12 protein-coding genes are annotated in these 12,415 nt (G+C 58.1%); 5 read left to right on the top strand and 7 right to left on the bottom strand.

Going from position 1 to position 12,415, the window contains the following annotated elements; all coding sequences use genetic code 11:
• The first annotated feature begins 32 nt into the window (after positions 1–32).
• From ACESMK_RS03365 to ACESMK_RS03355, 3 genes are all read left to right on the top strand, one after another.
• Entirely contained in the window at positions 33–590 is a 558-nt protein-coding gene (locus ACESMK_RS03365; RefSeq protein WP_372995241.1) for a TIGR02444 family protein, read from the top strand.
• The gene (locus ACESMK_RS03360) at positions 587–973 is read left to right on the top strand and encodes a DUF4124 domain-containing protein (RefSeq protein ID WP_372995239.1); all 387 of its coding nucleotides are present in this window, start codon (positions 587–589) and stop codon (positions 971–973) included. Before ACESMK_RS03365 ends, ACESMK_RS03360 begins: the two co-directional genes overlap by 4 nt.
• A gap of 125 nt (positions 974–1,098) precedes the next feature.
• The gene (locus ACESMK_RS03355) at positions 1,099–1,815 is read left to right on the top strand and encodes an FKBP-type peptidyl-prolyl cis-trans isomerase (protein WP_372995237.1); all 717 of its coding nucleotides are present in this window, start codon (positions 1,099–1,101) and stop codon (positions 1,813–1,815) included.
• Between the two features lie 92 nt (positions 1,816–1,907).
• Here ACESMK_RS03355 and rsd read toward each other — a convergent pair whose 3' ends face one another.
• Complete coding sequence (gene rsd, locus ACESMK_RS03350; RefSeq protein ID WP_372995235.1) at positions 1,908–2,387, bottom strand: sigma D regulator; 480 nt, start codon at positions 2,385–2,387, stop codon at positions 1,908–1,910.
• Positions 2,388–2,487: 100 nt separating this feature from the next.
• A complete protein-coding gene (locus ACESMK_RS03345; RefSeq protein WP_372995233.1) occupies positions 2,488–2,994 on the bottom strand; it encodes a disulfide bond formation protein B in 507 nt (168 codons plus the stop codon).
• Between the two features lie 93 nt (positions 2,995–3,087).
• Between ACESMK_RS03345 and ACESMK_RS03340 the strand changes: the two genes are divergently transcribed.
• Positions 3,088–3,537, top strand: a complete 450-nt coding sequence (locus ACESMK_RS03340; protein ID WP_372995231.1) for a flagellar basal body-associated FliL family protein — start codon at positions 3,088–3,090, stop codon at positions 3,535–3,537.
• Positions 3,538–3,557: 20 nt separating this feature from the next.
• Here ACESMK_RS03340 and rmf read toward each other — a convergent pair whose 3' ends face one another.
• From rmf to ACESMK_RS03320, 4 genes are all read right to left on the bottom strand, one after another.
• Positions 3,558–3,773, bottom strand: coding sequence for a ribosome modulation factor (gene rmf, locus ACESMK_RS03335; RefSeq protein ID WP_372995229.1), 216 nt, complete (start codon positions 3,771–3,773; stop codon positions 3,558–3,560).
• A gap of 121 nt (positions 3,774–3,894) precedes the next feature.
• Positions 3,895–5,448 (bottom strand): glutamate--cysteine ligase, encoded by a 1,554-nt coding sequence (gene gshA, locus ACESMK_RS03330; RefSeq protein ID WP_372995227.1) that lies wholly within the window; start codon positions 5,446–5,448, stop codon positions 3,895–3,897.
• A 68-nt stretch (positions 5,449–5,516) separates the two neighbouring features.
• Positions 5,517–7,853, bottom strand: coding sequence for a Tex family protein (locus tag ACESMK_RS03325; RefSeq protein WP_372995225.1), 2,337 nt, complete (start codon positions 7,851–7,853; stop codon positions 5,517–5,519).
• Between the two features lie 49 nt (positions 7,854–7,902).
• Positions 7,903–9,639 (bottom strand): putative bifunctional diguanylate cyclase/phosphodiesterase, encoded by a 1,737-nt coding sequence (locus ACESMK_RS03320; RefSeq protein ID WP_372995223.1) that lies wholly within the window; start codon positions 9,637–9,639, stop codon positions 7,903–7,905.
• Positions 9,640–9,782: 143 nt separating this feature from the next.
• Between ACESMK_RS03320 and rep the strand changes: the two genes are divergently transcribed.
• Positions 9,783–11,801 (top strand): DNA helicase Rep, encoded by a 2,019-nt coding sequence (gene rep, locus ACESMK_RS03315; RefSeq protein WP_372995221.1) that lies wholly within the window; start codon positions 9,783–9,785, stop codon positions 11,799–11,801.
• Between the two features lie 62 nt (positions 11,802–11,863).
• Here rep and ACESMK_RS03310 read toward each other — a convergent pair whose 3' ends face one another.
• Positions 11,864–12,277, bottom strand: a complete 414-nt coding sequence (locus ACESMK_RS03310) for a c-type cytochrome (protein WP_372995219.1) — start codon at positions 12,275–12,277, stop codon at positions 11,864–11,866.
• Positions 12,278–12,415: the final 138 nt, after the last annotated feature.

The raw sequence follows: 12,415 nt of genomic DNA, 5'->3' as shown, positions 1-12,415 counted from the left end.
AACGTAAAGTGTTCAGGGAAGGCACAGCGCCTATGTCGGTCCGCTCGGCTACCATCCCGGATTTATCGACAGTGCCGCTGGAATTACCGGCAGATCTGGAACCGGAGAACCCACTCTGGCGTTTTGCACTGACGTTCTGGACGCTTCCGGACGTTCAGGACAGTTGCCTGGCGCTTCAGAACCAGGGCTGGAGCGTGACGCGGATTTTGTGCGCAGCCTGGCTCGCACTGTCTGGCCGGGCCTTCACCGGGGTCGAGGACGCTACGGTAACAGAGTGGCGCGACCGTGTAACCGGTGCGCTGCGCAGCGCGAGGAAATCGCTGCCCAGCCGCACAGAAAACTATCAGAAGCTTCGCACCGGCATCGCCGGCCTGGAGCTGGAAGCCGAACAGATCGAACTGGCGCTGAGCTGGCGAACGCTAATGACCAACAATCCGGAACAGGCTGACATGCAGGGACGCGACACGCTGATTACAACCAATCTTGTTGCGGCTGCGCCGACATCATCCGTTGATGACCGTGCCAGCGCCCTGCTGAATACACTGGCCACCACCCTGGCCGACTTTCCCAAGGGAGACCACCAGCCATGATGATGAAATGGCTTATACGGCTCTCGTTTCCAGCCCTGGGCTTGCTGTTGCTGCTGATTTTCTTCGGCCTGAACGACCCGGAGCAGGTATCCGAACCCGCGGCAAACGACGAACAGCCGGAGATCCCGGCATTTGAAGGGTTGGTGCCGTCACCCATACCCACCGAGGGCCCCGAGATCGTGTTCAAGTGGCAGGATACCGATGGCAACTGGCACTACGCCGACCAACCGCCAGAACAGGGCCGCTGGAATACCCTGGCCATCGAACGGCGGGACAAGCCCTTCCCTCAGGCTCGGCCGCCTGAGCCTGAAACCGACTGGCAATCCCCTTACAGCGCGCCATTCTCTCTGGGGCCATCCGCAGCCGGTTCCAATGGCAGCTGATGCTGATACGTCTGGTTTCTTAACACATGTTCAGTGGCATCTGACGCCGGAACCCGTTACCTTCTCGATTCTGACAAACACAACGCGGGGCCCTGCCCCGAGCACCGACGTTAAAGGATAATGCAATGAAAAAGACGCTCCTTGCACTGGCAGTGACCGGCCTCATCGCTGGCTGCTCCACCCCCCCTGAAAGCCCGGAACAACCAGAACTGGATTCCACCGACCAGAAAGTCAGCTACGGCATGGGCCTGGTCCTCGGTGAGCGCATGGGCAATGACCTGCCAAACCTGCAGATGGATCAGTTTCTTCAGGGTATCCAGCACGGCCACGCCGGCGATGAAGATGCCAAGCGCATGAGCCGCGAGGAGATCCAGCAGGCCCTGATGGCTTTCCAGCAGCAGATGCAGGAAGAACAGGGGAAGCAGATGGAAGAACTGGCCCAGAAAAATCTGGAGGCCGGAGAGGAGTTCCTGGCACAGAACGCCGAGCGTGAAGGGGTTGAAACCACCGAGTCCGGCCTGCAGTACGAAGTACTTGAGCAGGGCGAAGGGGAAAAGCCCTCAGAAACCGACACGGTTCAGGTTCACTACACCGGTGAGCTTTTGTCTGGTGAGGTCTTCGACAGCTCCCGCGAGCGCGGCGAGCCGGTAACCTTTGCACTGAACCAGGTAATTCCGGGCTGGACAGAGGGCCTGCAGCTCATGAGCGAAGGTTCCCGCTACAAACTCTACATTCCCTCTGACCTGGCTTATGGCCCGGGCGGCAATCAGGCCATCGGTCCGAATGAAACCCTGGTGTTCGAGGTCGAGCTTCTCGACATTAACCCAGGCTCCGGCGACTGATCGTGCAATCCAGCCGCGCCAGTTTCGGCGCGGTCACAAAAAAGCCCCAGCCCGGCAATGCCGACTGGGGCTTTTTTTGATTCAGGCGTTTTTCAGGCAGAGGCCACTTTGCCAGCGTGGGCATTGTGAAGGTGCTCTATCAGGAAATCCTCCATCTCGAACCGGGTCTCCAGCGTTTCACCCAGCTTCGACAACTCCCCGAACAGCTCTTTGACGTCTTCTTCCGTCAGCTCACGGCCGTCCAGACGATCATTAAAATTCAGGGCAACTTCGGTGGTTTCCTCAATCCGGGGATAGACTTTGGCAGCCAGTTCCAGGCCACCATCATTGAACTCCCTGGCTTCACGGACCAGCTGCTCATAGATCTCGAAGTGGCCGGTAGACACATAGTCCACCAACACCTCACACAGGCGTACAAACTTCTCTCTCAGGGCTTCTGTCTGCGAGAAGTCGTTCTCCCCGGACAGATCGCAGTAATGGACCAGCAGCTCCTGACGCTCCTTGAGCCAGCGATCAATCAGTTCGCTGACGCCACCCCAACGCTCCCTGGCATTCCGGCAATTTTCCAACATGACGCCTGTTCTCCGCTTGTAATCGGTACTTCTGTTTCAGTTTTGATTTTTATTAGGTTTGGATCAAGTTACCCCATGGCTGCCGTCCCCCGCAACCGTTTCAGCTCCGAATCCATTCCCGGCTTTTTTGCCGGCGAAATAACAGAACGAGCCCGGCAACGACCAGCAGCGAGAAAAACACCGCGGTCCAGCCGGGTATGCTCAATCCCAGGAACCGCCACACCACCTCGGCGCAGTCTCCGGTGCCCTGGAGGGCCGTGGAAAGCACTTCAAACCAGGGCAGAACATCCAGCATGTAATCAACCGACGGGCCGCAGGCAGGCACCTGATCCGCAGGCAGACTCTGCAACCACAACTGCCGCCCTGCCACACCAAGCCCCGCCCCGGCGGTCAGTACCAGCAGAAAACCATAGATGCGAACTCCGAATCCGGTGGGACCTTGCAGAAAGGCCAGGAAGCTTACGAGGCCAGCCCCCATAAATCCGAAACGCTGTAGCCAGCATAGCGGGCAGGGCTCCAGCCCCATCACATGCTCCATATAGAAGGCCACACCCAGAAGTGCGGCGCAAACAAGGAAAATAAGCCCGAAAACCCATCTGCTGGTCAAAAGAACACCTCAAATTGTGAATTGAAACTGCAACCGGCCACCAGGCCTGTTATTCTCGTCACTTAACCCTAAACCACGATCAACTTCAAGCCTATGACACGCCAGCCAAAATCTGTCCTGACGCTACTATTTCTAGTGTTTGCAATGATCCCTTTGCCCGCCACTTCCCAGGATCAGGAAAATGCCAACGAGGAAGTCGCTGAAGAAGAGAATGGCGTTACCGACTACATCAGCATGGATCCTGCGTTTGTTACCCACGTGGGTGCGCCCGGTAACAAGCCAACCTACCTGAAAGCCGCTGTCAGCCTGAGGGCGGGAAATGCCAGCACGCGGCCGGCGGTGGAAGCTCACATGCCAAGACTCAGGCACGAGTTGGTGATACTGTTCGGTGAGCAGACCGATACCGACCGGCTGACCTCGATGGAAGGTCAGGAGGCGCTTCGGGAGGAAGCCAGAAAAAGGATAAATGCGGTACTTGAGGAGCAGCAAACCGGCGAGCGCATTGCCGGTGTCCTGTTTACGGAGTTCGTGGTGCAGAAATAAGAACTGAGCCGGCCAAAGGATCAGGCGATTCGTGAAAACAGATCGTCTGCCGGCTCCCGGTCGTCCCGGGCAACCTGATCGGCATCATCCCATCCGGCTTCCCAGGCCGCGATGACTACGTCACCACGATAAGGGCAGCGGGTTTTATCCATACCCATGTTGGCAGCCATATAGCCCTGACGGTAAGCTTTGTTCAGCGCCTCGACATCCCACCCGAGTTTGATATCCCTTGCCATAGTCGTGTCTCCCGATCCTGATGTTACAAAAATTAACAGCCGGATCGGAGGGAGACAACTCTTTGTTCGGTTTCTGTGCGTCAGGTCCGCAACGATCTGCGATCGTGGCCCGACCCAACACTCAGGAGCGCAGGTACTGCTCCAGAAACTCACTGAACGGCAGGGTATCGGCGCGCTCCATCTGCGCCTGCTCGGCCAGGGACTCCGCCGTCATGGCATCAAACGCCTGGCGTACCTGGGGATCGAGACCTTCCTTTCTGAGGGTCTGCTGATGCTGCTGCGCCATTTCCATGCCCCATTCCCGATGCCCCATTCCGGAAGAGCGCATGGCGTCCAGAACCCGGGCGGAGGGCACCGTCCAGTCACCGGTCAACACCTTGCGCTGGGCAGCCAGGGCACTGCGGTAGGTGTCGTCACCGCGCCAGCTGTCCAGCAGCTCCGCCAGCGGCTCGAGCTGCTCCAGTATATCGGTCGCTGCCTCTGACACCGGCGTACGCTGCCCGCCCCGGCATAGTTTCAACTCGCGGTAACGTCCACTGGCCACCACATCCTTGTAGTTGTCATCCAGGCGTTCGCACTCTTCATCACCGATACGGGGCGAGTCGGACAACAGGCAGTCGAGCAGGAACAGGTCGAGGAAATCGATCTGGGCCTGATTCACACCCACCGGTGAGAAGGGGTCAAGATCCAGACACCTGACCTCAATGTATTCCACACCACGGGCTTCGAGCGCCTGAATCGGTTTTTCTTCCCGCTGCGTCGTGCGCTTGGGTCGCACCGCGCTGTAGTACTCGTTCTCGATCTGCAGCACGCTGGTGTTAATCTGGATAAACTGGTCGCCCCGGCGGATGCCAATATCTTCATACGCCGGCCAGGTGGTGTGGATGGCACGGTCCAGGGTCTGGGTGTAGGTGCTGAGTTCATTAAAACAGATGTTCAGGGATGCCTGGGCATTGTTGTGGTAACCCAGATCCCCCATACGCAGGGAGGTGGCGTATTCGCCGTACCAGGTGCGTTCGTCGAACCGGCTGAGGTCATGGCTGACCCCCGCAACAAAGCTGGCATCCAGCGCTGGCGAAGCACCAAACAACAGCATCAGCAGCCAGCTGCGGCGGCGGAAATTCCGGATCAACCAGAAATACTGGTCCGATTTGAAGTCTTTCAGGCTTTGCTCATTGCCCAGCAATTCCTGCCACTTGTGCCAGAAACTGTCCGGTAGCGAGAGGTTGTAGTGGGCACCGGCGATACTCTGCATCATCCGACCGTAGCGAACGGCCAGCCCCTGCCGATAGACATGCTTCAGCCGACCGATGTTGGAGCTGCCGTACTCGGCAATGGGAATGCTCTGGTCGCCATCCAGTTCACAGGGCATGCTGGCCGCCCAGAACACCTCATCGCCAAGGTTCTGCTGCACGAAGGCGTGGATATCCCGAAGCGATTTCAGCATGCCTGCGGTGCTGCTGAACACCGGGGTAATCAACTCCAGAAGGGCTTCTGAATAGTCGGTGGTAATCCTCGGATGGGTCAGCGCCGAACCCAGGGCCTCAGGGTGCGGGGTCTGCGCAATGAACCCGTTACGATCCACCCGCAGACCTTCTTTTTCCACACCCTTGAGAAAACCGTCCCAGTCGCTGGCGGCGAACTGACGAAATACGGAATGGCGGGATTCAGCCATGGTCGACTCCTGCTGCGGCCGGTCCCGCCTTGTGAGCAAAACCGACCGGTGAAAAGATTGTTAACCCGTCAGCTGTCCTTGCGCGCCGAGGCCAGTGCCTGGGCCAGTGCACCAGCCATGGCGCCCTGCGGGGATTTTTGACCAGAACCACTGGCGCTATTCCGGTTGCCTGCTTTGCGACTGCCCCCGGTGCGATTGGCGGCCATCGGCTTGCCCTCATTTTTTTCGCCGGGCTGATCATCCATACGCATGGTCAGGGCAATTCGCTTGCGCGGGATATCCACATCCATCACCTTGACCTTGACGATATCCCCGGCCTTGACCACTTCACGGGGATCTTTGACAAACGTATGGGACAACGCAGAAATATGCACAAGACCGTCCTGATGCACGCCAATATCCACGAACGCGCCGAAATTGGTAACGTTGGTCACCGAACCCTCCAGCACCATGCCAGGCTTGAGATCACTGAGGGTCTCAACGCCTTCCTCGAAGCTGGCGAACCGGAATTCAGGTCGCGGATCCCGCCCCGGCTTCTCCAGTTCCGAGATAATGTCCTTGATCGTCGGCAAACCGAACTGCTCTGTTACGTAATCCTGGGGATTCAGACCACGCAGGAACGCGGAATCGCCGATGATATCTTCCACATTGCGTTTATTCTGCTTGGCGATGGCCTCGACCACGCCATAGGCTTCCGGGTGCACGGATGACCGGTCCAGAGGGTTTTCACCACCGGCAATGCGCAGAAAGCCTGCGGCCTGTTCAAAGGTCCGATCGCCGAGCCGGGTAACCTTGAGCAACTGCTTTCGATTACGGAACATGCCGTTCTGATTGCGGAACTCGATGATGTTCTGGGCGATGGCCTGGTTCAGGCCGGAGACCCGGGCCAGCAAGGGTGCAGAGGCCGTATTCAGATCCACACCCACGCCGTTTACACAGTCTTCCACAACGGCATCCAGGCTGCGGGACAACTGCACCTGGGAGACATCATGCTGATACTGCCCTACCCCGATGGATTTCGGCTCGATCTTGACCAGCTCCGCCAGTGGATCCTGCAGCCGACGGGCGATGGATACTGCACCACGGATGGTGACATCCAGATCGGGCAATTCTTTGGAGGCAAACTCGGACGCGGAATAGACCGACGCACCGGACTCGCTCACCACGATCCTGGCCAGCTTCAGTTCCGGATAACGCTTGCTGAGGTCGGCGACCAGCTTCTCGGTCTCCCGGGACGCGGTGCCGTTACCAATGGCGACCAGCTCGATCTTGTATTCCCGACACCAGGCCGCCAGTTGCTCGATGGAACGGTCCCACTGGTTCTGGGGGGCGTGGGGGAAAATGGCACCGTGGCCAGCCACCTGACCCGTGCCATCAATCACAGCCACTTTCACTCCGGTGCGCAGCCCGGGATCCAGGCCCAGAGTCGGGCGTGGGCCAGCCGGAGCCAGCAACAAAAGATCCTTGAGATTGGCGGCAAAGACGTTGATGGCTTCGGTTTCAGCCGCCTCCCGCACCTGCGCCATGAGATCGGTTTCAATCTGGGTGGAGAGTTTCACCCTCCAGGTCCAGCGCACCACTTCCGAGAGCCATTTGTCGGCGGCGCGGCCGTTGTCCCGGATATTCCAGCGAGCGGCAATGCGCTGCTCGGCCGGATGGGGCGCACGGCGGTCGTCATCGGCATCGCCGACCACAATTGTATAACCGAGAATACCCTCGTTCCGCCCCCGAAGGATGGCCAGGGCACGATGGGACGGGACCTTTTTTAAGGGCTCAACGTGGTCGAAATAATCCCGGAACTTGGCGCCTTCGTTTTCCTTGCCTTCCACCACGGTCACTTTCAGCTGGCCTTCCTGCCAGATGAAATCACGCAGGTTGCCCAGCAATTCCGCGTCTTCGGCAAAACGCTCCATCAGAATGTAGCGGGCACCGTCCAGCGCGGACTTGGAGTCTTCTACCCCTGCTTCTTTATTCAGATAAGCCTGCGCGGTGACTTCCGGGTCCAGCGTGGGATCATTGTAGAGAGCCTCAGCCAGAGGTTCGAGGCCAGCTTCCCTGGCGATCTGGGCCTTGGCCCGGCGCTTGGGCTTATAGGGCAGGTAAAGGTCTTCCAGGCGGTTCTTGGTGTCCGCATCGTCAATACTTGCCTTGAGCTCAGCAGTCAGCTTGCCCTGTTCCTCGATACTTTTAAGGATGGTGGCACGACGGTCTTCCAGTTCCCGCAAATAGCGCAAACGCTCTTCCAGGTTCCTCAACTGGCTGTCATCCAGTGAGCCTGTGATCTCTTTACGGTAGCGGGCGATAAACGGGACTGTGGCACCTTCGTCGAGCAGGGCGACGGTGGCATTTACCTGTTGCTCGCGGACACCGAGCTCATCGGCGATACGCCTGGAGATACTGTTCATGCAACCTCTGTCTGATGCTTTGCCAATAAACCAGCAAAGGTACAGCGGCTTACTGCTGCAGGCAAGCGGCCTGGCCCCGCTTGTTCAGGAATTGCACAAGATCGGCCCAGGGCATGGGTCGTGCGTAGTAATAGCCCTGGATTTCGTCACAATGCTGCTGGCGCAGGAACTCCAGTTGGCCTTCGGTTTCCACACCTTCGGCGACCACGCTGATCTGAAGACTGTGGGCCAGGCTGATAATAGCCCGGATAATGTGCTCTGCATCGGCGGAATTACCCAGCTCCTGAACGAACGATTTATCGATTTTAACCAGGGAAATGGGCAGATGCTGGAGGTTGCTCAGAGAGGAAAAACCGGTCCCGAAGTCGTCCAGCGCAAAGCTGATTCCCAACTGGTTCAATTCCCGCAGGCAGCGTTGGGCATACTCCGGGTCGTGCATCATGGCGCTTTCGGTGAGTTCCAGCTCCAGAAGGCTGGTATCCACGTTGGCGTTGAAGATAATACGGAAAATGGTCTCGGTCATCTTGCGGTCGTGGAACTGTCGGAACGACAGGTTGACGGCAAACACCAGGCCGGGAAAGCCAAGCTCTGCGGATTCCTGCAGACGCTTGCAGGCCTGCTCGATAACCCAGTAACCGATGGGCACAATCAGCCCGCTGCGCTCGGCGACCGGGATGAATTCATCAGGCCCCACCAGCCCACGCTCCGGATGATTCCAGCGCAACAGGCATTCGACACCCCGGACTTCCTCGGTGGCCAGATCAATCCGTGGCTGATAATACAGCTCCAGTTCCTTGCCCCTGAGGGCATTGCGCAGATCCGCCTCAAGCCGAAGCTGGTAGCCGGCGGAGATATGCAACTGCCGATCATAGAAGCGATAGCTCGTGCCCGGGTCCCGCTTGGCCTCGAACATTGCCCGGTTGGCCCTGCGTAAGAGATTTTCGGCGCTGTCGCCGGCTTCCGGATACGTTGCCACGCCAAGGCTGGCGTTGACCACAACACTCTGGCCATCAATGGTAACCGGCTCGTCGAGGGCATTGACCACCTTGCGGATGATCTGGGTGATATCCAGTGAGTCTTCGACCTTTTCGATGATGATGGCCAGCTCGTCACCACCAATACGCATCAGCGAATCCACCCGTCTGAGGGAGTGTCGAAGCCGCTCCGCCAGCTTCATCATTAACTGATCGCTTTTCTGGTAGCCGAAGGATTCGTTGATGCTGCGAAAATCGTCGATATTGAGATGCAGAAGCGCCAGCCGGTGGCTGGCCCGCTCGGCTCTGAGCAATGCCTGCTGGAGGCGGTCAAAGAACAGATCGCGGTTGATAAAACCGGTGGCCACCTCACGCCCCAACTGGCCATGGGCCGACTCGGACAACTGCTCCCGGTACCAGAGGCACTTGACCGCCCGGCGAAAATTCCAGTGGTCCAGATCCTGACGGCAGAGATAGTCAGCAGCGCCGGCCGCAAGCAGTTCCGGCGCCCGCGCCCCGGGAAGCTCGGAACTCAGGGCCAGCACAGGCTTTTCATTGCTGGCGACAGCCAGATACTGGAGGAAGGAAGCTTCGGAACCGCCGTGAAATACGCAATCCCAGACAATGACATCAAAGCTGGCATTGCGGATAAGATCATCACAATCCACCAGATCCGGGCACCAGGTTGCGTCCGCGCTGATTTCGACGTCACCCGCCAGAAGAGCATTCAGCCAGAGAAAATCAGCATAATCTGGTGTCAGAACCAACAGGCGCAACTGTCCGGGCCTCATGGTTTCCAGTGGCAGTGTCATCAAGCAGGATCCATCTATGCGTGAACAACCGAGTCCGTTCTATCAATCATAGTCGATAGATCGTCAAGGTACAGCAACTCTGTCTGGTGTAGAATAAGCCCACGCCCGTTATCCCCATTTCGTTCCATTCTGGCCACTTATTTGTGAACAAGCTCAACCCCAGACAAAGCGAAGCAGTCCGCTATGCCGACGGCCCCATGCTGGTACTCGCCGGTGCCGGCAGCGGCAAGACCAGCGTGATCACCCGCAAGATTGCCTACCTGATTGAGCATCTGGGCATTCCGGGGCGTCATATTGCCGCAGTCACCTTCACCAACAAAGCTGCCCGGGAAATGAAAGAGCGGGTTGGCCGGATCGTTGACCGGAAGCTGACCCGGGGCCTGATTGTATCCACTTTTCATAATCTTGGCCTCAATATGATTCGGGAGGAACACGCCCACCTTGGCTACCACCCGGGCTTTTCCATTTTTGATGCCGAGGATGCCAAGGCCCTGTTACAGGATCTCATGCTCCGGGAAGCCAGTGCCGAGGCCGGCGACGAGCTCAACGACATCCAGATGACCATCTCGTCCTGGAAAAACGCCATGCGCGGGCCGGCGGAGGCCCTGAGCAAGGCCGCGGATGAGCGGGAGCAGCGCATCGCCATCATCTACAAGAAGTACAACGAGTATCTCAAAGCCTACAACGCGGTGGATTTCGACGACCTGATCCTGCTGCCGGTAATGCTGTTCCGTTCACACCCGGACGTGCTGGCCAAATGGCGCCGGAAGATCCGCTACATGCTGGTGGATGAATACCAGGACACGAACGTGTGCCAGTACGAACTGGTCAAACTGCTGGTGGCCGAACGCGCCGCCTTCACGGTAGTCGGGGACGATGACCAGTCGATCTACGCCTGGCGCGGCGCCCGGCCGGAAAACCTCGCGCAACTGAAAGAAGACTTCCCCAGCCTGAAGATCGTCAAGCTGGAGCAGAATTACCGATCCACGGCCAGGATCCTGCGCAGCGCCAACACCGTGATCGCCAACAATCCTCACGTGTTTGAAAAAGCTCTGTGGAGTGATCACACCATCGGCGAGGAGATCCGGATTGTCCGGTGTCGCAATGAAGACGCGGAAACCGACCGGGTCGCCGCCGAGATTCTTGATCAAAAGCTGAAAAAAGGCCTGGAGTTCCGGGACTTTGCTGTGCTGTACCGGGGTAACCACCAGGCCCGGCTGCTGGAAATGAAACTGCAGGCCTACCAGATTCCCTACCGCATCTCCGGCGGCCAGTCCTTTTTCTCGAAAAACGAGATCAAGGACGCCATGTCCTACCTGCGCCTGCTGATCAATCCCGATGACGATGCCGCGTTCCTGAGGGTGGTCAATGTGCCGCGCCGGGAAATCGGACCGCGCACTCTCGAGCAGCTCAGCCACTATGCCCGATCGAGGAATGTCAGCCTGTTCAAGGCGCTCGGTGACATGGGCGCAGAGACCCACGTGACCGAGAAAGGCCTCGACCGTCTCCGGCGATTCGCCCACTGGGTGGACGCCACCTGCGAGCGGCTGCACAGCGAGAACCCGGTTCCCGTCATCAAGCAGCTGTTCACAGACATCGAATACGAAGAATGGCTGCACCAGCACTCCGGCACCCCAAAGCAGGCCGAGCGCCGGATGGAGAACATCTGGTACCTGGTGGAGTCCATCCAGCGCATGCTTGACGACGGCAAGGGCACGGCCGATGAGCTGGGCATCGAGGACGCCATCACCAAACTGATTCTCCGGGACATGATGGAACAGCGGGAGGAAGAGGATGACAGTGACAAAGTCCAACTGCTGACCCTTCATGCTTCAAAAGGTCTGGAGTTCCCCCACGTATTCATCATGGGGCTTGAGGAAGAGATCCTGCCCCACCGCAGCAGCATCGAGGAAGGGAACATCGAGGAGGAGCGGCGATTGATGTACGTGGGCATCACCCGCGCCCGGGAAACTCTGACGCTGACCTACGCAGCCACTCGCAAACAATATGGCGAAAAACTGGAAACCATTCCGAGCCGGTTTCTGGATGAACTGCCCGAAGAAGATCTGAAGTGGGAGGGAACCGGCGATCTTGATGCCGAAGCCAACCAGAAGAAGGGCAAGGCGACCTTATCCGCCTTACTGGGCGACCTCGGTCTTTGATGGCCGCCAGAACGCAAGAAAGCCCCCGTGGGGGCTTTCTTCAGAAGAGCAAACTCGGCCGCTTACTGGCTCTCTTCGACGATATACTCAACAGACGCCTGGATCTCTTCATCAGGACAGTCTGAACAACCGCCTTTTGCCGGCATCGCATTGAAGCCATTGATGGCATGATCCACCAGGGTATCGAGCCCCTTCTCGATACGAGGTGCCCATGCATCGGTATCGCCAATCACCGGAGCGCCGGCAGCGCCAGAGGTGTGACAAGCCATGCACACAGCATCGTACACTTCGCTGCCCGAGCGCGGGCCGGAGCTGGCCGATTCGGAGGCAGCTGCAGCTTCACCACAGTCTTCACCCTGCAGACATACTTCGCCGACGGGTTGGATACGTGCACGGATTTCATCTTCGACACTTGCCATAACGGCGCCGGCTGTCAGGCCAAGACCGACCAGTACAGCAGCCAGGACTCTCTTCATCTTCACAATGCACCTCGCATTTGAGCGTTATAATCTTCGGTCGCCGCATTATAGCGACTGAAACCTGGCAAAAAAACCAAACAGCAAAATCATAAATTGATTTCAACCATTTTAATTGCGGTTTCGTAAGTCAGAGGG

This window comes from Marinobacter sp. (genome assembly GCF_041687235.1).
GTDB lineage: Bacteria > Pseudomonadota > Gammaproteobacteria > Pseudomonadales > Oleiphilaceae > Marinobacter.
The sequence above is the reverse complement of the archived record's forward strand: the minus strand, read 5'-3'. Positions and strand labels throughout refer to the sequence as shown.